Source organism: Enterobacter sp. RIT637 (assembly GCF_019718755.1).
In the GTDB taxonomy this organism is placed as follows: Bacteria; Pseudomonadota; Gammaproteobacteria; order Enterobacterales; family Enterobacteriaceae; genus Enterobacter.
Map to the genome: position 1 here is coordinate 78816 of NZ_JAIHAZ010000017.1, position 18928 is coordinate 97743.

At 57.6% G+C, this 18928-nt stretch carries 13 protein-coding genes; 3 read left to right on the forward strand and 10 right to left on the reverse strand.

Going from position 1 to position 18928, the window contains the following annotated elements:
- Genes rsmA through lptD form a run of 4 tightly spaced genes read right to left on the reverse strand, consistent with a single transcriptional unit; the run spans window position 1 to window position 5496 of the window.
- Complete coding sequence (gene rsmA / locus K5E19_RS19770; RefSeq protein ID WP_010427042.1) at window positions 1-822, reverse strand: 16S rRNA (adenine(1518)-N(6)/adenine(1519)-N(6))-dimethyltransferase RsmA; 822 nt, start codon at window positions 820-822, stop codon at window positions 1-3.
- Window positions 819-1808: a 4-hydroxythreonine-4-phosphate dehydrogenase PdxA gene (pdxA, locus tag K5E19_RS19775; RefSeq protein WP_221552715.1), complete on the reverse strand. Its 990-nt coding sequence runs from the start codon at window positions 1806-1808 to the stop codon at window positions 819-821. The genes rsmA and pdxA overlap by 4 nt, the downstream gene beginning before the upstream one ends.
- A complete protein-coding gene (gene surA / locus K5E19_RS19780; protein ID WP_221552694.1) occupies window positions 1805-3091 on the reverse strand; it encodes a peptidylprolyl isomerase SurA in 1287 nt (428 codons plus the stop codon). Before surA ends, pdxA begins: the two co-directional genes overlap by 4 nt.
- A gap of 53 nt (window positions 3092-3144) precedes the next feature.
- The gene (lptD, locus tag K5E19_RS19785) at window positions 3145-5496 is read right to left on the reverse strand and encodes an LPS assembly protein LptD (RefSeq protein ID WP_221552696.1); all 2352 of its coding nucleotides are present in this window, start codon (window positions 5494-5496) and stop codon (window positions 3145-3147) included.
- Window positions 5497-5736: 240 nt separating this feature from the next.
- Here lptD and djlA point away from each other — a divergent pair, with 240 nt between their 5' ends.
- Window positions 5737-6552: a co-chaperone DjlA gene (djlA, locus tag K5E19_RS19790; protein ID WP_221552698.1), complete on the forward strand. Its 816-nt coding sequence runs from the start codon at window positions 5737-5739 to the stop codon at window positions 6550-6552.
- Window positions 6553-6584: 32 nt separating this feature from the next.
- Here djlA and rluA read toward each other — a convergent pair whose 3' ends face one another.
- The 6 genes from rluA to araB all read right to left on the reverse strand — a co-directional run bounded on the left by rluA (window position 6585) and on the right by araB (window position 16728).
- On the reverse strand, window positions 6585-7244 hold the full coding sequence (gene rluA / locus K5E19_RS19795) for a bifunctional tRNA pseudouridine(32) synthase/23S rRNA pseudouridine(746) synthase RluA (protein ID WP_221552700.1): 660 nt from the start codon (window positions 7242-7244) through the stop codon (window positions 6585-6587).
- Between the two features lie 12 nt (window positions 7245-7256).
- Entirely contained in the window at window positions 7257-10163 is a 2907-nt protein-coding gene (gene rapA, locus K5E19_RS19800) for an RNA polymerase-associated protein RapA (protein ID WP_221552702.1), read from the reverse strand.
- 128 nt (window positions 10164-10291) lie between these two features.
- Window positions 10292-12649, reverse strand: coding sequence for a DNA polymerase II (polB, locus tag K5E19_RS19805; protein ID WP_221552704.1), 2358 nt, complete (start codon window positions 12647-12649; stop codon window positions 10292-10294).
- Between the two features lie 74 nt (window positions 12650-12723).
- Complete coding sequence (araD, locus tag K5E19_RS19810; RefSeq protein ID WP_063133566.1) at window positions 12724-13419, reverse strand: L-ribulose-5-phosphate 4-epimerase; 696 nt, start codon at window positions 13417-13419, stop codon at window positions 12724-12726.
- An 86-nt stretch (window positions 13420-13505) separates the two neighbouring features.
- Entirely contained in the window at window positions 13506-15008 is a 1503-nt protein-coding gene (gene araA / locus K5E19_RS19815) for an L-arabinose isomerase (RefSeq protein ID WP_221552717.1), read from the reverse strand.
- A gap of 10 nt (window positions 15009-15018) precedes the next feature.
- On the reverse strand, window positions 15019-16728 hold the full coding sequence (gene araB, locus K5E19_RS19820; protein ID WP_221552706.1) for a ribulokinase: 1710 nt from the start codon (window positions 16726-16728) through the stop codon (window positions 15019-15021).
- A 336-nt stretch (window positions 16729-17064) separates the two neighbouring features.
- Between araB and araC the strand changes: the two genes are divergently transcribed.
- Together araC and K5E19_RS19830 are read left to right on the forward strand one after the other, a co-directional pair.
- Complete coding sequence (araC, locus tag K5E19_RS19825) at window positions 17065-17910, forward strand: arabinose operon transcriptional regulator AraC (RefSeq protein ID WP_221552707.1); 846 nt, start codon at window positions 17065-17067, stop codon at window positions 17908-17910.
- A 118-nt stretch (window positions 17911-18028) separates the two neighbouring features.
- A complete protein-coding gene (locus tag K5E19_RS19830; protein WP_221552709.1) occupies window positions 18029-18796 on the forward strand; it encodes a DedA family protein in 768 nt (255 codons plus the stop codon).
- The last annotated feature ends 132 nt before the right edge of the window (window positions 18797-18928 follow it).

Here is an 18928-nt window from a genome sequence, read left to right on the forward strand (position 1 = left end):
TTAACTCTCCTTCGGCGGTGCATTTTCGCTGATGTAATTAGCCAGCTTGCAGTACTGCTCTACGGAGATGTTCTCCGCTCGCATTGCCGGGTCGATCCCCAGCTCGGCTAACACCTCAACGGTAAATGAGTTGCTCAGGCTGTTACGGATCGTTTTACGACGCTGGTTAAAGGCCTCTGTGGTGACGCGGCTCAGTACACGCAGATCTTTTACCGGGTACGGTTTCGTTTTATGCGGCACAAGGCGCACAACCGCAGAGTCGACTTTCGGTGGCGGTGTGAACGCTGACGGCGGTACTTCGAGTACCGGGATCACGTTGCAGTAATATTGCGCCATCACGCTCAAACGACCATACGCTTTACTGTTCGGGCCTGCAACCAGACGGTTAACAACCTCTTTTTGCAACATGAAGTGCATGTCGGCAATGGCATCAGTATAGCTAAACAGGTGGAACATCAGCGGGGTGGAAATGTTATACGGCAGGTTGCCGAAGACGCGCAGCGGCTGACCCATTTTCTCTGACAGTTCGCCAAAGTTCATGGTCATGGCATCCTGCTGATAAATGGTCAGCTTCGGCCCGAGGAACGGATGCGTTTGCAGGCGTGCGGCCAGATCGCGGTCCAGCTCGATAACCGTGAGTTCGTCAAGGCGTTCGCCTACTGGCTCGGTCAGTGCGGCAAGGCCCGGGCCGATTTCGACCATCGCCTGACCTTTTTGCGGATTAATAGCCGAGACAATGCTTTCGATCACGAACTGATCGTTAAGGAAGTTTTGCCCGAAACGTTTACGGGCTAAGTGGCCCTGATGGACTCGATTAGTCATTGAGTATTAACAATCATTTTGATGGCGAGATTAAGCGCCGTAATAAAACTGCCGACATCCGCTTTCCCCTGGCCTGCCAGATCCAGCGCAGTACCGTGGTCAACGGACGTTCGAATAAAGGGTAAACCGAGGGTGATATTCACGCCGCGGCCAAAGCCCTGGTATTTTAGCACGGGGAGGCCCTGATCGTGGTACATCGCGAGCACGGCGTCGGCATTATCCAGGTATTTGGGCTGGAAAAGGGTGTCCGCAGGCAGCGGCCCGCTGAGGTTCATCCCTTTTTCCCGCATTTCGTTGAGCACCGGAATAATGGTGTCGATCTCTTCGGTGCCCATGTGCCCGCCTTCTCCGGCGTGCGGATTCAGGCCGCAGACCAGCACGTGTGGGTGCGGGATGCCGAATTTAGTCTGCAGATCGTGGTGCAAAATCCCGATGATCTCACGCAGGAGCTCAGGGGTGATGGCATCGGGAATGGCTTTGATGGGCAGGTGCGTCGTGACCAGCGCGACGCGCATCTCTTCCGTCGCCAGCATCATCACCACTTTCGGGCTGTGCGAGCGTTCTTCAAAGAACTCGGTGTGTCCGGTAAAGGGGATCCCCGCGTCGTTGATAACGCCTTTGTGCACCGGACCGGTGATCAGCGCCGCGAACTCGCCGTTCACGCAGCCGTCGCAGGCGCGCGCCAGCGTCTCGACAACGTAGTGCCCATTTTCAGTGCTGAGTTGACCGGGGACAACAGGGGTGCGCAGGGGAACCGACAGAAGCGTGAGGGTGCCCGCTTGCTGTGGAACGGGCTGCTGACCTTCAACGTAAGGGAGGAGCGTTAAAGGCAGACCGAGCAATGCTGCCCGGTCTTGTAACAGTGTTGCATCTGCGCAGACAACCAGTTCCACCGGCCAGCTGCGCTGGGCGAGCTGGACGACGAGGTCAGGCCCAATCCCGGCGGGTTCGCCGGGCGTGATCACAACACGATGCTGTTTCATCAGTTGCTCAGCACTTTCACGTAAGCGCTGGCGCGTTGTTCCTGCATCCAGGTTGCCGCTTCTTCAGAGAATTTGCGGTTGAACAGCATACGGTAGGCTCTGTCTTTCTGGGCCGCATCGGTTTTATCGACGTTGCGGGTATCCATCAGCTCAATCAGATGCCAGCCGAAGGAAGAGTGCACCGGTGCGCTCAGCTGGCCTTTGTTCATTCTCGTCAATGCGTCGCGGAAAGCCGGATCGTAGATATCGGCCGCAGCCCAGCCCAGATCGCCACCCTGGTTAGCAGAGCCCGGGTCCTGAGAGAACTCTTTTGCCGCATTCGCAAAGGAGGTTTTGCCGCTCTTGATGTCAGCTGCAATCTGTTCCAGCTTCGCACGCGCCTGATCGTCAGTCATGATTGGAGACGGTTTCAGCAGAATGTGGCGAGCGTGAACTTCCGTGACGGAAATGCTCTGGCTCTGCCCGCGCAGATCGTTCACTTTCAGAATGTGGAAGCCAACACCTGAACGGATTGGACCGACGATGTCGCCTTTCTTCGCCGTGCTCAGCGCCTGGGCAAAGAGGGATGGCAGTTCCTGAATACGACCCCAGCCCATCTGGCCGCCTTTCAGCGCCTGCTGGTCAGCGGAATAGGTGATGGCCAGCTTGCCAAAGTCACCGCCGTTGCGCGCCTGCTCAACGATAGAACGCGCCTGGCTTTCTGCTTCAGCCGCCTGATCGGAGGTTGGGTTTTCCGGAAGCGGGATCAGAATGTGGCTCAGGTTCAGTTCGGTGCTGGCATCGTTCTGGTTACCCACCTGCTTAGCCAGCGCGTCCACTTCCTGAGGCAGGATGGTGACGCGGCGACGAACTTCGTTGTTACGCACTTCCGAAATCAGCATCTCTTTGCGGATCTGATTACGGTAGGTGGCGTAGCTGATGCCATCGTAGGCCAGACGGCTGCGCATCTGGTCCAGGGACATGTTGTTCTGCTTCGCAATGTTGGTGATCGCCTGATCGAGCTGCTCGTCAGAGACCTTCACACCCATTTTTTGACCCATCTGCAGGACGATCTGATCCATGATCAGACGCTCCAGGATCTGGTGGCGCAGCGTTGCGTCATCCGGAAGCTGCTGACCTGCCTGGCCCGAATTGAGCTTTACAGACTGCATTAAACCGTCAACGTCACTTTCAAGCACGACGCCGTTGTTAACTACAGCGGCGACTTTATCAACAACCTGGGGGGCCGCGAAGCTAGTATTCGCAACCATGGCGACACCGAGCAGCAGCGTTTTCCAGTTCTTCATACTTTTTCCATTTCAATTAACCGCAAAGCGGATTATGTTGCAAATCAAGCACATTACAAGGAACTGCGGTAAGGCAGAATGTTCGAGCGCAGCATCTGCTGCGTGCCCAGACCGTAGTTGGAACTCAGGCCGCGCAGCTCGACATTAAAGCCAATCACGTTATCGTATTTGCCCTGACTGTTTTGAGTATCCCAGCCGTTAAGCTTGCGTTCGTAGCCGACACGCAGCGCGTAACAGCAGGAGTTATATTGCAGACCTAGCATCTGGTCAGCGGGTTTTTGGGCATTCGTGTCATAGTAGTAGGCTCCGACGATTGACCAACGATCGGCGATTGGCCAGCTCGCTGCGCCACCCACCTGCGAAATCCCGTCTTTGTACTGGTCAGCATTGGCGTAGTTCGGCAATGTCGCCTGAATATATTCCGGGCTGGCATAACGGTACGTCAACTGCACCATACGGTCTTCATCACGGCGGTATTCAATGGCGGCACTGCCCGTCGCGATGTTATCCAGTCGAGTATCGTACTGAACACCACCGCGCAGACCCCAACGGTCGGTCATGCGCCAGTAGGTATCACCTGCCCACACCAGTGAACCCGTTTTGTTGTCTTTCTCCCAGTTAATGTCGTCATCACCGGTACGAGACTCGGTGAAATAGTAGATTTGACCAACAGAAACGTTAAAACGTTCAACGGCAGATTCATCATAAACGCGCGTTGTGACGCCGGTCGTTAACTGGTTAGCGGACGCAATACGGTCGAGACCGCCATAGGTCCGGTCGCGGAACAGGCCGCTGTAGTCAGACTGCAGGAACGAGGAGTCGTAGTTCTGAATTTTGCTCTGATCGCGATACGGCACGTAGAGATACTGCATACGCGGTTCAAGCGTCTGGGTATACCCATCAGATAGCAGGCCCATATCACGTTCGAAGATCAGCTTACCGTCCATCTTGAACTGCGGAAGCGTACGGTTGACCGATTCGTCAAGATCGGTGCCATAGCGATTGTTGTACCAGTCGACATTTTTCTGCTGGTAATGCGTCGCCATCAGCTTGGCTTCGGTGTTCAGGCTTGCCCAGTCGTTCGACAAAGGTAAGTTAATGGTTGGCTCGAGGTGAAGACGCGTGGCCTCTGGCATATCCGAGTTGGTGTTGACGAAGTGCACCGCCTGAGCATAGACGCGGGTGTCGAAAGGACCGACATCGTTCTGGTACCAGTTGACGTCCAGCTGTGGTTCAGCACCGTAGGTACTGGCCGTTTGGGTGTTAAAGACCTGGAACTGCTTGGTCGACACCGTGGCGTTAAAGTTCTCAATGGCGTAGCCCACGCTGAATTTCTGCGTGGCGTAGCCGTCCGTACTGGAACCGTATTTAGAGTCAAAGTCGTTGAAATAGTACGGGTCGCTGACTTTGGTATAGTCGACGTTGAAGCGCCAGACCTGATCCATCACCCCGGCATGCTGCCAGTAATACATCCAGCGGTGTTTATCACCTTCGGTTGGGTGCTCGTCCTGGAAGACTTTGTCCGATGGCAGATAATCAAACTCCATCAAACCGGAACCCGCTTTGGTCAGATAGCGGAACTCATTCTCCCACATGATGTTACCGCGCTTATGGATATAGTGCGGCGTGATCGTCGCATCCATGTTTGGCGCGATGTTCCAGTAATACGGCAGGTAGAACTCAAAGTAGTTCGAGGTGCTGTATTTGGCATTTGGGATCAGGAAACCGGAACGTCGTTTATCGCCCACGGGAAGCTGCAGGTAAGGGCTGTAGAAAACGGGGACCGGGCCGAGCTTAAAGCGGGCATTCCAGATCTCCGCGACCTGTTCTTCGCGATCGTGGATCACTTCACTGCCCACCACGCTCCAGGTATTCGAACCCGGCAGACAGGAGGTAAAGGAACCGTTTTCCAGAATGGTATAGCGGTTTTCACCGCGCTGTTTCATGAGGTCGGCTTTACCGCGACCCTGACGACCCACCATCTGGTAATCACCTTCCCAGACGTTGGTATCTTTTGTATTCAGATTTGACCAGGCTTTCGGACCTTTCAGGATGACCTGGTTGTCGTCATAGTGCACATTACCCAGCGCATCCACTGTACGTACTGGCGCAGCCGCACCTTCTGGTTGCTTCTGATGCAATTGCACTTCATCTGCCCGCAGACGGCTGTTGCCCTGGTTAATATCGACATTGCCCGTAAAGGTGGCATTGTCAGGATAATTACCTTTCGCATTGTCGGCATTGATGGTAACCGGCAAGTCATTCGTATCGCCCTCAACCAGTGGACGATCGTAACTTGGGACGCCAAGCATACATTGCGAGGCGAGATCGGCTGCCAGCCCCTGTTGGCTGTACAGTGCGGCGCCAATCATTGTGGCCAGGAGGGTGGGGATACGTTTTTTCATACGTTGTATTTTATTGTTCCGTCATCAGTGGCTACGGCTTACAAACGCTCAGAGACTATCTTACTCATCAGCGCAGTACCAGCGTTAATCCTGCCCGTTTGCGTGCCAGAGTGTTAGGCTCGCTATCGAATGACGAGTATGATAATGCAAATTATAGGCGATGTCCCTCAATTGACCGTGGCGCGACCACTGTAATGATGGCGTTGCGTCGAACCAGGAACATGACTATTCGGGGAGTATATGCAGTATTGGGGTAAAATCATCGGCGTTGCGTTCGCATTAATCATGGGCGCTGGCTTTTGGGGCGTTGTACTGGGCCTCATTATTGGCCATATGTTTGATAAGGCTCGCAGCCGCAAAATGGCCTGGTTCGCCAACCAGCGCGAGCGTCAGTCACTCTTTTTCTCCACCACCTTTGAGGTGATGGGGCATTTAACCAAATCAAAAGGGCGCGTCACCGAGGCCGATATTCAGATTGCCAGCGTATTCATGGATCGCATGAATCTGCACGGTGAATCTCGTGTGGCGGCGCAAAATGCGTTTCGTATCGGTAAAGCGGATAACTATCCGCTGCGTGAAAAAATGCGTCAGTTTCGGAGCATCTGCTTCGGACGTTTTGATTTAATTCGGATGTTTCTGGAGATCCAAATCCAGGCGGCCTTCGCCGATGGCTCCCTTCATCCCAATGAGCGGGACGTTTTATACGTCATTGCTGAAGAGCTGGGGATCTCCCGCATGCAGTTCGACCAGTTCCTGCGCATGATGCAGGGCGGCGCGCAGTTTGGCGGGGGTTACCAGCAGCAATCCTCCGGCGGCGGCTGGCAGCAGGCGCAGCGTGGCCCGACGCTGGAAGATGCCTGCAACGTGCTTGGCGTAAAGCCTTCTGACGATCAGACTACGATCAAACGTGCCTATCGTAAGCTCATGAGCGAGCATCATCCTGACAAACTTGTCGCAAAAGGTTTGCCGCCAGAGATGATGGAAATGGCGAAGCAGAAAGCGCAGGAAATTCAGAAAGCCTACGAGCTGATAAAAGAGCAGAAAGGTTTTAAATAAAAAAATGGCCCGATGATATCGGGCCATTTTTTTTAGAAGTCTACGGGCGCCTTAAAGGTCATCGCATTGCCAAAAACCGGATGGGTAATGGTGAGGGTCTGCGCATGCAGCTGCAGACGCGGAGCCAGCGCCAGCGCTTCTGGCGGCGCGTAAAACCGGTCTCCCAGAATCGGGTGGCCCAGGGCGAGCATATGCACGCGCAGCTGGTGAGAGCGCCCTGTAATCGGCTTAAGCAGAAGGCGCGCGGTGTTATCCGGCGCGTACTCCAGCACTTCATACTCGGTTTGCGCCGCCTTGCCGGTTTCATAGCATACTTTCTGCTTTGGCCGGTTCGGCCAGTCGCAGATCAGCGGTAAATCGACCAGACCCGTTTCGCTTGCCGGATGGCCCCAGACGCGCGCGACATACTGCTTTTTCGGTTCGCGCTCGCGGAACTGGCGTTTCAGCTCGCGTTCCGCTTCTTTATGCAGAGCCACCACAATCACGCCGCTGGTGGCCATGTCGAGGCGATGGACGGACTCCGCCTGCGGATAATCGCGCTGAATACGCGTCATCACGCTGTCTTTGTGCTCGTCCAGACGCCCCGGCACGGACAACAGGCCGCTTGGCTTGTTGACCACCATAATGTGCTCATCCTGATAAAGGATGACCAGCCAGGGATCCTGAGGGGGATTGTAGGGCTCCATCACCATCTTGCGCTCCGTTTACTGATGCGTCACAACGATGAGACGCAGCGCGTCCAGACGCCAGCTTGCCTGATCCAGGCTCTCAAGCACCTGCTGACGATTGCTTTCAATCGCCGCCAGTTCATCGTCACGAATGTTCGGGTTAACCGCTTTTAACGCTTCAAGACGAGAAAGTTCTGCTGAGAGCTTCTCGTCGGCTTCGCTGCGTGCCGCATCAATCAACGCTCGAGCCGCTTTTTCAACCTGGGTTTCCCCCAGCTGCAGAATAGCATGCACGTCCTGCTGAACGGCGTTGACCAGCTTGCTGCCGGTGTGACGGTTAACCGCGCTCAGCTGACGGTTGAAGCTCTCGAACTCGACCTGCGCGGCCAGGTTAGTACCGTTTTTATCCAGTAGCAGACGCACCGGCGTTGGCGGCAGGAAGCGGGTGAGCTGAAGCTGTTTCGGCGCCTGCGCTTCCACAACGTAGATCAGTTCAACCAGCAGCGTGCCCACAGGCAGCGCCTTGTTTTTCAACAGGGAGATGGTGCTGCTGCCGGTATCGCCGGAGAGGATCAGGTCCAGACCGTTGCGGATCAGCGGGTGCTCCCAGGTAATGAACTGGGCGTCTTCGCGAGACAGCGCCACATCACGTTCGAAGGTGATAGTACAGCCATCTTCCGGCAGGCCCGGGAAATCCGGAACCAGCATATGATCCGACGGCGTGAGGACGATCATGTTCTCGCCGCGATCGTCCTGGTTGATCCCGACGATGTCGAACAGGTTCATGGAGAAGCTGATCAAACTGGTGTCGTCGTCCTGCTCTTCGATGCTTTCCGCCAGCGCCTGCGCTTTTTCGCCGCCGTTGGAGTGGATCTCCAGCAGGCGGTCGCGGCCCTGCTCCAGCTGCGCTTTCAGCGCGTCGTGCTTCTCACGGCAGGATTTGATCAGCTCATCAAACCCTTCCGCGTTTTCCGGCGCGGCCAGGTAGCCGATCAGATCGCCATGTACCTGATCGTAAATGGTGCGTCCCGTTGGGCAGGTATGCTCAAACGCGTCCAGACCTTCGTGGAACCAGCGTACCAGAACGGACTGCGCGGTTTTTTCCAGGTAAGGAACGTGGATCTGAATATCATGCGCCTGACCGATACGATCCAGACGGCCGATACGCTGCTCCAGCAGATCCGGGTTAAACGGCAGGTCGAACATCACCAGGTTGCTGGCGAACTGGAAGTTACGGCCTTCAGAACCGATTTCCGAGCACAGCAGAACCTGCGCGCCGCTGTCCTCTTCCCCGAACCACGCCGCGGCGCGGTCGCGCTCGACGATGGACATGCCTTCGTGGAACACGGCGGCGCGAATACCTTCTCGCTCGCGCAGGACCTGCTCCAGCTGCAACGCGGTGGCCGCTTTGGCGCAGATCACCAGCACTTTCTGGGAGCGGTGCGCGGTCAGGTAGCCCATCAGCCACTCCACGCGCGGATCAAAGTTCCACCAGGTGCCGGTATCACCTTCAAATTCCTGGTAGATTTGTTCCGGATAAAGCATGTCGCGGGCGCGATCTTCCTGGGATTTGCGGGCGCCCATAATGCCGGAAACTTTAATCGCCGTCTGATACTGCGTCGGCAGCGGCAGCTTGATGGTGTGCAGCTCGCGTTTCGGGAAGCCTTTGACGCCGTTACGGGTGTTGCGGAACAGCACGCGGCTGGTGCCGTGGCGGTCCATCAGCATGTCGATCAGCTCTTTACGCGCGGATTCCGCGTTGTCGCTGTCGCTGTTCGCGGCCTGCAAAAGCGGCTCAATATCCTGCTCGCCGATCAGATCGCTCAGGGTGTTCAGCTCATCGTTAGAGAGACGGTTGCCCGCCAGCAGCAGCGCGACGGCATCGGCAACCGGACGGTAGTTTTGCTGCTCTTCAACAAACTGCTCAAAGTCGTGGAAACGGTTTGGATCGAGCAGGCGCAGACGGGCGAAGTGACTCTCAAGGCCCAGCTGCTCCGGCGTTGCGGTCAGCAGCAGAACGCCAGGCACGCGCTCGGCAAGCTGCTCGATAGCCATGTACTCGCGGCTCGGCGCGTCTTCGCTCCAGACCAGGTGGTGCGCTTCATCGACGACCATCAGGTCCCACTCGGCGTCGCACAGGTGCTCCAGGCGCTGCTTGCTGCGGCGCACGAAGTCCAGCGAACAGATGACCAGCTGTTCGGTTTCAAACGGGTTGTCGGCGTCGTGCTGCGCTTCGGCATAGCGCTCGTCGTCGAACAGGGAGAAGCGCAGGTTGAAGCGGCGCAGCATTTCGACCAGCCACTGGTGCTGCAGCGTTTCTGGCACCACAATCAGCACACGCTCGGCAGCGCCAGAAAGCAGCTGCTGGTGCAGGATCATGCCCGCTTCGATGGTTTTACCCAGGCCAACTTCGTCGGCCAGCAGCACGCGAGGCGCGTGGCGACGGCCCACGTCATGGGCGATGTTCAGCTGGTGGGGTATCAGGCTGGTGCGCTGGCCACGCAGGCCGCTCCACGGCATGCGGTACTGTTCGCTCTGGAACTTACGCGCGCGGTAGCGCAGGGAGAAACGATCCATACGGTCGATTTGCCCGGCAAACAGGCGGTCCTGCGGCTTACTGAATACCAGTTTGCTGTCGAGCAGCACTTCACGCAGGATGACATTGGCTTCATCCGTATCAAGACGAGTACCAATGTAGGCGAGCAGTCCATTCTCTTCTTTTACGTCTTCAATCTTGAGCTGCCAGCCGTCATGGCTGGTCACGGTGTCGCCCGGATTGAACATCACGCGGGTAACAGGGGAGTCATTGCGAGCGTACAGACGGTTTTCACCGGTGGCAGGGAAGAGGAGGGTAACCATGCGCGCATCGACGGCAACGACGGTTCCCAATCCAAGCTCGCTTTCTGTATCGCTGATCCAGCGTTGACCAAGTGTAAAAGGCATAGTTGTTCGGCTCTAATCTTTAATTGCAGGCAATAGTTCAACCACCGTCAAAAAAGACGGTCATCGAAAAATGGGTCCGGGAATGGAAAGGGCGCTATGGTACTGGATGGCAGCCATTTCGTCACGCGTCAAAATAGGCCAAGTTGCCCTGTCACTAGTGTAGCAAAATCATCGTTGATGAAGGGCAAAATTCCCTCCGCGACCGGCTGAAGCTGGCGCGTCAGATAATGATCGTAATCGAGCGGCGATTGCTGGTAATCAACCGGTTCCGGGCCGCTGGTGGTCCAGACGTATTTGATGGTGCCGCGGTTTTGATACTGCGGCGCGCGTCCCCGGCGCACGTTCTCTTCGTCAGCCAGCCGCGCGGCGCGCACGTGGGGCGGCACATTACGCTGGTACTCCGCCAGCGGGCGGCGCAGGCGCTTGCGATACACCAGCTGCGCGTCAAGTTCGCCCGCCATCAGGCTGGCGATGGTTTCGCGGATGTAGTCCTGATACGGCTCGTTGCGGAACACCCGCAGGTAGAGCATCTGCTGGAACTGCTGCGCCAGCGGCGTCCAGTCGGTGCGCACCGTCTCCAGCCCTTTAAAGACCATCCGCTGCGTGTCGCCCTCCTGAATCAGACCGGCGTAGCGCTTCTTGCTGCCCTGATCGGTGCCGCGAATGGTGGGCATTAAAAAGCGGGCAAAATGGGTTTCAAACTCCAGCTCCAGCGCGCTGGTTAACCGCTCTTTTTGCAAATGTTTGCCCCACCAGTCGTTCACAAAGGCCACAAGCTCTTTGCCGATGCGGGCGGCGTCGCCTTCTGAGTGCGCGCCTTTCAGCCAGACAAAGGTGGAGTCCGTGTCGCCGTAAATAACGTCATAGCCCCGGGTTTCAATCAGGGATTTGGTCTGGCGCATAATTTCATGCCCGCGCATGGTAATTGAGGAAGCCAAACGCGGGTCAAAGAAGCGGCAGGCGCTGGTGCCCAGCACGCCGTAAAAGGCGTTCATGATGATTTTCAGCGCCTGTGAGAGCGGCTTGTTGCCGTGGCGCTTGGCCTCGTCGCGGCCGTGCCAGATGTTTCCCACAATTTCAGGCAGGCAGTGTTTTTCACGCGAGAAGCGTGCGCCGAGGAAGCCTTCGGTGCTGTGCTCATTGTCCGGCTGGGCCATGCCCTCAATCAGCCCGACCGGGTCGATCAGGAAGGTACGGATGATCGACGGGTACAGACTTTTGTAATCCAGGACCAGCACCGAGTCATACAATCCTGGCCGGGAGTCCATGACGTATCCGCCGGGGCTTGCCTGCGGCGGCACGTCCCCGAGGTTGGGGGCCACATACCCTGCCCGGTGCATTCGCGGGAAATAGAGGTGGCTAAAGGCCGCGACGGAGCCGCCGTGCCTGTCGACGGCAAGGCCGTTCACCGTCGCGCGCTCCAGCAGGAACGGCATGATCTCGGTTTTGTGGAATATCTGCGTGACCAGTTCGCAGTCTTTCAGGTTATAGGTGGCGAGCGCGGGTTTATCTTCGTTAAAGCGCCGGTCGATCTCGTCCATTCTGTCCCAGGGGTTGTCGATGGATTTGCCTTCGCCAAGCAGCTCCTGCGCGACCGCTTCGAGCGAGAATGAAGAGAAGTTCCAGAAAGCGGACTTAAGCGCCTCGATGCCGTCGATAATCAGGCGACCGTTAGCCTGCGCGAAGAAAACACCGTTCTTAAAGCCGTGCTCGCGCCACTCAAGCTCTGCGTTTCCGCGCCCCAGCATCAGCGGGATGCGGTAGCGCTCGGCGTGTTTTTGCAACACGCGCAGGTCGAACTGCACCACGTTCCAGCCGATCAGCACATCCGGGTCGTGCTCGGCAAACCACTGGTTAAGCTTCTCCAGCAGCTGCGGGCGGCTGTTGACGTACTCAAGCTGAAAATCGAGCGTGGACGCATCGCCATTCGGCGGCCCGAGCATATAGACAACCCGCTGCCCGCAGCCTTCAAGGCCAATGCAGTACAGCTCGCCGTGGCGGGTAGTTTCGATATCCAGGGAGACCCACTTCAGCGGCGGGCGATAATGTGGGTTAGGTTTCAGGCGAGCATTCACGACGCTGCCGTTTTGTTCGATGCCATCAACCCAGACGGGGGCGGTGATAAAGCGCTCCATCAGAAAGCGTTCCGGTGGGCGAATATCCGCTTCGTAAAGCGTCACGCCCGCTTCGCGGAGCAGCTTTTCATAGCGCATTAATTGACGGTGGGCGCGGCAGTAGAGGCCGTAAACCGGCTGGCGGTGGAAATCTTTCAGTTCAAGCGGGGTGATGCGCCAGCCGTTTTCGCCGCGCAGCAGCTGCTTCACCTTCTCGACGTGGGCTTCAGGAATAAAGGTCACGGATTCCTGCGGGGGCAGCGTAACGTGCAGCGGACCGTTATCGGTTGCCAGCCAGAACGCGACCTCGGTGCCCTGAGGGGTATCCCGCCAGTGTCGGGTCAGTAAAAAGCCTTCTTGCGCCTGCGCCACGCCGTTATCCCAGAAAACAAAACCAGGCCTGATTATAGCCTGGTTAAGATTTTAATGCTGGGTTTATATACAGTTTACTGCCCGTAATAGGCCTTCGCGCCGTGCTTGCGCAGATAATGCTTATCCAGCAGGGTTTGCTGCATATCCGGCAGCTGCGGCGCCAGCTGGCGACAGAAGATCCCCATATAGGCGACCTCTTCGAGCACGATAGCGTTATGCACCGCGTCTTCCGCGTTTTTACCCCAGGCAAATGGGCCGTGGGAGTGCACCAGCACGCCGGGCATTTGCGCGGCGTCGATACCCTGTTTTTCGAAGGTTTCGACAATCACGTTGCCGGTTTCCCACTCGTACTCACCGTTAATCTCCGCATCGGTCATCAGACGCGTGCAGGGAATGGTGCCGTAAAAGTAGTCCGCGTGGGTGGTGCCGGTCGCCGGGATGGACTGGCCCGCCTGCGCCCAGATGGTCGCATGGCGCGAATGGGTATGCACTATGCCGCCGATGGTCGGGAATGAGCGGTACAGCAGGCGGTGAGTCGGCGTATCGGAGGACGGTTTTTTGTTGCCTTCGACCACTTCACCCGTTTCGAGGCTGACAACGACCATATCGTCTGCGGTCATCACCGTGTAATCCACGCCGGAAGGCTTTATCACGAACACGCCTTTTTCCCGGTCAACGGCGCTGACGTTGCCCCAGGTCAGGGTCACCAGATTATGTTTCGGCAGCGCCAGGTTGGCTTCGAGCACCTGACGTTTGAGATCTTCTAACATTATTGTCTCCTGCCGGATGGCGCTTCGCTTATCCGGCCTACGGAACCGTAGGCCCGGTAAACGCAGTGCCACCGGGCATTCCGTACTTAGCGTTTTGAACCGTAATAGACTTCGTTCCAGCGCAGCGCGTCTTTGAAGGCGGGCAGGCGGGTATCGTTATCAATCACCGTCAGCTCGATGTCGTGCAGCTCGGCGAACTGACGCATGTCGTTCAGATCCAGCGCGTGGCTGAACACGGTATGGTGCGCGCCGCCCGCCAGGATCCACGCCTCTGAGGCGGTTGGCAGGTCAGGCTGTGCTTTCCACAGGGCGTTGGCGACCGGCAGTTTCGGCAGGGAGTGCGGCGTTTCCACCGCATCGACGCAGTTCACCAGCAGGCGGAAACGATCGCCGAGGTCGATCAGGCTGGCGTTGATGGCCGGGCCGGTGCGGGTGTTGAAGATCAGACGCGCCGGATCCGCTTTGCCGCCGATGCCGAGGTACTGCACGTCGAGGATCGGTTTCTCTTCAACGGCGATCGTCGGGCACACTTCCAGCATGTGCGAACCGAGCACCAGGTCGTTGCCGTTTTCGAAGTGGTAGGTGTAGTCCTCCATAAAGGAGGTGCCGCCCTGCAGACCGGTCGACATCACCTTCATGATGCGAAGCAGAGCGGCAGTTTTCCAGTCGCCTTCGCCCGCAAAGCCGTAGCCCTGCTGCATCAGACGTTGTACCGCCAGGCCCGGCAGTTGCTTCAGGCCGTGGAGGTCTTCAAAAGTGGTGGTAAAGGCGTGGAAGCCGCCCTGTTGCAGGAAGCGCTTCATGCCCAGCTCGATGCGCGCCGCGTCCAGCACGTTCTGGCGCTTGTCGCCGTTGATTTGTGCCGCAGGCGTCAGGCGGTAGCTGCTTTCGTACTCGTCCACCAGCGCGCTCACGTCGCCGTCGCTGATTTCATTCACCACCTGCACCAGGTCGCCCACTGCCCAGGTATTCACGGAGAAGCCGAACTTGATCTGCGCCGCGACTTTATCGCCGTCGGTGACCGCCACTTCACGCATGTTATCGCCAAAACGTACCACTTTCAGGTGGCGGGTATCCTGCTTAGAGACAGCCTGACGCATCCAGGAGCCGATGCGCTGTTGCGCCTTGCCATCCTGCCAGTGGCCGGTGACCACCGCATGCTGCTGACGCATGCGCGCGCCGATGAAGCCGAACTCGCGGCCGCCGTGCGCGGTCTGGTTCAGGTTCATAAAGTCCATGTCGATGCTGTCCCACGGCAGGGAGGCGTTGAACTGGGTATGGAACTGCAGCAGCGGTTTGTTGAGGATAGACAGACCGTTGATCCACATTTTGGCCGGCGAGAAGGTGTGCAGCCACACCACCAGACCGGCGCATTTGTCGTCGTAGTTGGCGTCGCGGCAGATGTTTGTGATTTCGTCCGGCGTTGTGCCCAGCGGTTTCAGCACCAGTTTGCACGGCAGTTTGGCTTCCGCGTTCAGCGCGTTAACCACGTGCTCCGCGTGTTTCGTCACCTGCTGCAGCGCTTCCGGTCCGTACAGATGCTGGCTGCCAATCACAAACCACACTTCATAGTTATTAAAAATGGTCATCATCGTGTCCTTAATGGGTCAGGGTTGCCGTAGTGTCCGCGGTGCTTTTGGCCGGGGCGGCGACAGGGAGATAGTGAAGTTCGGCGCTTTTTGCCCATTGCTGGTAGCGCTGATAAAGCTGTTCAAAGCGTTGTGCCTGCTGGGCGCGCGGCTGGAGCGTGTTTTCGACGGCGCTCGCCATATGCTGCTGCGCGGTCGGAATGTCAGCGTGAACGCCTGCGGCCACGGCGGCGAAAATCGCCGCGCCCAGCGCGCAGCACTGATCGGAGGCCACAATCTGCAGCGGACGGTTCAACACGTCGCAGCAGGCCTGCATGATCACCGGGTTTTTACGGGCGATACCGCCCAGCGCCATCACGTTGTTCACGTCGATACCCTGCTCGGTGAAGCACTCCATAATGGCGCGGGCGCCGAAGGCCGTTGCGGCAATCAGGCCGCCGAACAGCGCAGGGGCGTCGGTTGCCAGGTTGAGATCGGTAATCACCCCTTTCAGACGCTGGTTGGCGAACGGCGTGCGGCGGCCGTTAAACCAGTCCAGCACCACCGGGAGGTGATCGAGAGACGGATTTTTTGCCCAAGCTTCGGTGAGCTGCGGCAGAAGCTGCTTTTTGCTCTCGGCGATCTGGGCTTTCAGTTCAGGATGCGCCGTCGCCAGCTGGTCCAGCGGCCAGCCGAGCACGCGGCCGAACCAGGCGTAGATATCGCCAAACGCGGACTGACCGGCTTCGAGGCCGATAAAGTCCGGCACCACGCTACCGTCCACCTGGCCGCAGATGCCTTTTACCGCGCGGTCGCCGACGGTGGCTTTATCCGCCGTCAGAATGTCGCAGGTGGAGGTGCCGATGACCTTCACCAGGGTGTTTGGCTGCGCGCCCGCACCGACTGCGCCCATATGGCAGTCAAAGGCGCCGCCGGAGATCGCCACGTTCTGCGGCAGACCCAGGCGTTTCGCCCACTCTTCGCAGAGCGTGCCGACCGGAATATCGGCGGTGAAGGTGTCGGTAAACAGCGGGTACGTCAGGCTTTTGTTGATAATGGGGTCGAGTTCATCGAAGAACGCGGCCGGCGGCAGGCCGCCCCAGCTTTCATGCCACAGGGATTTATGCCCGGCGCTGCAGCGACCGCGGCGGATATCCTGTGGGCGGGTGGTGCCGGAGAGCAGGGCGGGCACCCAGTCGCACAGCTCAATCCACGATGCGGCGGCCTGCGCAACGGAGGCGTCGGCGCGGGTGACGTGGAGGATCTTGGCCCAGAACCATTCGCTGGAATAAATCCCGCCGATGTAGCGCGAGTAGTCTGTTTTGCCCGGCTGATGGCACAGGCGCGTGATGGCCTCAGCCTCTTCCACGGCGGTATGGTCTTTCCACAGCACGAACATGGCGTTCGGGTTGTCGGCAAACTCCGGGCGCAGCGCCAGTACGCGGCCTTCGGCGTCCACCGGGGCAGGTGTTGAGCCGGTGCTGTCGACGCCAATCCCGACAATCTCCGCCCGCTGGGCGTCGGTCAGGTCCGCCAGGACAGTTTTGATCGCCGCTTCCATCGACTCGATGTAGTCACGCGGGTGGTGGCGGAACTGGTTGTTTGGCGCATCGCAGTAGCGCCCCTCTTGCCAGCGCGGGTACCACTCAACGCTGGTTGCTATCTCCTGGCCGGACGTACAGTCCACTGCCAGCGCGCGAACCGAATCGCTGCCAAAATCGAGGCCAATCGCAATTGCCATGGTGTTGCTCCATCAAAAAACAGGTATGGAAGAACATTAGAGACTGGGGACAAAAATCGTCAGGCAGGATCCGCTAATCTTATGGACTAAATTGCTGTTACGATTGAAAGTGTGACGCCGTGCAAATATTCAATGTGGACATTTCTGCCGCCCTTATAGACACTTTTGTTACTGCTTATCTGCCCATACTGGCGCAGAAATCAGAGAGAAAGGCTGAAACATGGCGGACGTAAAAGAGACATAATGCCTTTTGGATCTTTTCGCGGGCCATTTTTATATTGCTTTTAACGATATGGACAATTGGTTTCCTTCAGGACCGTTGGGAGTATTGAAATTATGGCTGAACCGCAAAATGATCCCCTACTGCCGGGCTACTCGTTTAATGCTCACCTGGTGGCAGGGTTGACGCCCATTGAGGCTGAGGGCTATCTCGATTTCTATGTCGACCGACCGCTCGGAATGAAAGGGTATATTTTGAACCTTACCGTGCGTGGAGAAGGGGTCATAAAAAATGGCGATCAGCAGTTTATCTGCCGCCCCGGCGATATGCTGCTGTTCCCGCCGGGGGAGATCCACCACTACGGACGCCACCCGGATGCCAAAGAGTGGTATCACCAGTGGGTCTACTTCCGCCCGCGCGCCTACTGGCAGGAGTGGCTTTCGTGGCCCGCCATTTTTGCGCATACCGGCTTTTATCGCCCGGATGAGGTGCATCTGGCGCAGTTTCGCGAGCTTTTTGCGCAGATTATTGAGGCGGGGCAGGGGGGCGGACGCTACGCCGAACTGCTGGCGATTAACCTGCTTGAGCAGGTGCTGCTGCGCAGGATGGAAGCGATTAATGAATCGCTTAACCCGCCGCTGGATAACCGCGTGCGCGACGCCTGCCAGTACATCAGCGACCATCTGGCCGACAGCCAGTTTGATATCGCCAGCGTCGCCCAGCACGTTTGTCTGTCGCCTTCACGTCTGTCGCATCTGTTCCGCCAGCAGCTGGGCGTGAGCGTGCTGAGCTGGCGCGAGGATCAGCGCATCAGCCAGGCGAAGCTGCTGCTCAGCACCACCCGAATGCCTATCGCTACCGTCGGACGCAACGTGGGCTTTGAAGATCAGCTCTATTTCTCTCGCGTATTTAAAAAATGCACCGGGGCCAGCCCGAGCGAATTCCGTGCGGGATGTGAATAAACGGTAAACATTCAGGTGAACTTCAGGAGCATCTTGTAAACTATTCAGACAATTGATGCCTTGACGCGGTGCGGGGCGCTAAGCAGAATCGCTGATTCGTTTTCTGACCGGAATAGTTATGCAGGCATTGCTGGAACACTTTATTACCCAGTCCGTTATGTATTCGCTCATCGCCGTGGCGCTGGTGGCGTTTCTGGAATCGCTGGCGCTGGTCGGGTTAATCCTGCCCGGCACCGTGATGATGGCGGGGCTTGGCGCGCTGATTGGCAGCGGTGAGGTTAATTTCTGGCAGGCGTGGATGGCCGGGATTATCGGCTGTTTACTCGGAGACTGGATCTCCTTCTGGCTGGGCTGGCGCTTTAAGAAGCCGCTGCACCGCTGGTCGTTCATGAAAAAGAACAAGGCGCTGCTGGATAAGACCGAGCATGCGCTGCACCAGCACAGCATGTTTACTATCCTCGTCGGTCGCTTTGTCGGGCCAACGCGTCCGCTGGTACCGATGGTGGCGGGAATGCTGGATCTGCCCGTCGCGAAATTCGTGGTGCCGAACATTATCGGCTGCGTCTTCTGGCCGCCGTTTTACTTCCTGCCAGGTATCCTGGCGGGCGCAGCCATCGATATTCCTGACGGAATGCAAAGCGGCGAGTTTAAGTGGCTGCTGCTGGGCACAGCGGTACTGCTGTGGCTGGCGGTCTGGCTCTGCTGGCGGCTGTGGCGCTGCGCGAAAGCCAGCGTCGATCGCCTGACGCACTATCTTCCGCGCACTCGCCTGCTCTGGCTGGCTCCGCTGACGCTGGGGATTGCGGTGGTCGCGCTTGTCGCGCTGATTCGCCACCCGCTGATGCCGGTGTACGGCGAGATCCTGTTGAAGGTCGTGAGCCGTTAAGGTTTATTCCCTCTCCCTGTGGGAGTGTACAGTCCGGGGACATGGTAGACAGGTGTTCGGGGACATGGTGAACACTTTTTAACATCCTTTACCCATGGTGATCGACTTTTTCTTCAGGTCGATCACCCCCAC